Below are 1638 nucleotides of genomic sequence, written 5' to 3' on the forward strand. Positions count from 1 at the left end.
CCTTGGCTCTGGCCCGTAATCGGTGGTAGCGCCGTGTAGTGATCACTGGAGGAGGATGCGGTGGCGGAGCAGGGGGAATTCGGCTCGGCCGTGCATCTGTCTCATGATCCGTTTGGTTCGGGTGTTGACGCCCTCGGTGCGGCCGTTGTGGTAGGGGCGGGTGAGGCCGGCGTCGACGGCGGCGCGGTCGAGTTCGAGGCCGTTCGCGAAGGAGTGCAGGTGGGGCAGGTCGGCAGCGCGAACGGTGGTGATCCAGTCGGTGAGCTTGGCGTCGTTACCCTCCGCTGGGGTCAGCAGCTGAGCGAAGTCACCGGTGAGGCAGGCGAGTTCGGTCATCTCGGGGCAGGCTGCGGCGAGTTTCCGCAGTAGCGCGGTGTCCTTGTCGCGCAGGTTCTCGGGGCGGGTGAGCAGGAGGCGGGCGAAGCGCTGCGGGGTGGTGACCGGCTTCTCGCCCTCGGCGCGGCCTTGGGTGAGGTATCGGACCAGGAGGTTGGCGCTGCCGGTGTAGCCCAGTTCCTTGATCTCGCGCAGGAGGTGGGTGACGGGCACAGCGGGGTCTTCGCTTCGGCGCCGGCGCAGGTGGTCGCGGTAGGGATCGACGAGTGTGGGCTTGTAGCGGGGTGCGCGGCGGTCGCCGGTGGGCTCCTTCATGCGGGCGTACCGCTTGACGGTGTTCAGGGCGACGTCGAGGCGGCGGGCGCATTCGAGGAGGCCGACGCCCTGGCCGAGCAGTTGGTGGACGCGCTGCCAGCGCTCGCGAATGGTCTGCTCGCGCACGCCCCCGGGTCGGGTGGGGTTCACGACGGTGGCCCAGCAGGCGGCGTGGGAGCGGACTTCGGCCAGGGCCTTGCCGCACAGGTTGGACCAGAGGTGCCACCTGTCGCTGACCTGTACCGCTTCGGGAAGGGCTTGGCGGATCGCTTCGGCGTAGGTGGCGGAGCCGTCGCGGCAAACGTACCGGGCCCCGGGATGCTCGCGCAGCCACGTGGTCAGGGTCTGAGCGGTGCGGTCGGGCAGGACGTCTATCCGCTCGCCGGTCTCGGCGTCGATGATCACGGTGGCGTAGCGGTGCCGGCGCTTGAGGGCGAAGTCGTCGACGCCGATCACCCGCGGGACGCGCAGCGGCGGCCTCACCACCTGGCGCATGAGCATGCGCAGGGCGGTCGAGCGGGAGATCGCGCAGGCCAGAACGCGGCAGAGGCGGGAGCTCGCCCGGCCCGCTAACTCCTTTACCACGGAGTTCAGTTGGCTGGTCAGGCGGTTGGTGCGGCGCTGGTAGCGCTCCACGACGCCGGGAACCTGCTCGCGGAACGTCTGCCGCGGGCAGTCGAGAACCGGGCACACCAGGCGGCGGACCCGTACCGAGACGACGATCCGCCGCCCGTCCACCGGCACGTCCGCGAGCACCCGCCCATGAAACCCGTGCACCCGCGCTGTTCGCGTCCCGCAAGCGGGGCAAGGCACCGGATCGTCCCGAGTCCGCGCCGACACCCGGATGACCTCACCCTCACCCGTCACTCCCTTGATGACCAGGGCCGACAACCCTGAAAACACCACCGCCACAAGCTCATTGACATCGTGCACACCATGCCAACGACAACCGTCACCCTTCGTTACCACCGATTACGGGCCAGAGCC

At 69.4% G+C, this 1638-nt stretch carries 1 protein-coding gene; it reads right to left on the reverse strand.

From position 1 onward, the window contains the following. Window positions 1-42 precede the first annotated feature (42 nt). Entirely contained in the window at window positions 43-1554 is a 1512-nt protein-coding gene (locus tag ACIBSV_RS50645) for an ISL3 family transposase (RefSeq protein ID WP_395874797.1), read from the reverse strand. Between the last annotated feature and the right edge of the window lie 84 nt (window positions 1555-1638).

The organism is Embleya sp. NPDC050154, from assembly GCF_044460165.1.
GTDB lineage: Bacteria > Actinomycetota > Actinomycetes > Streptomycetales > Streptomycetaceae > Embleya.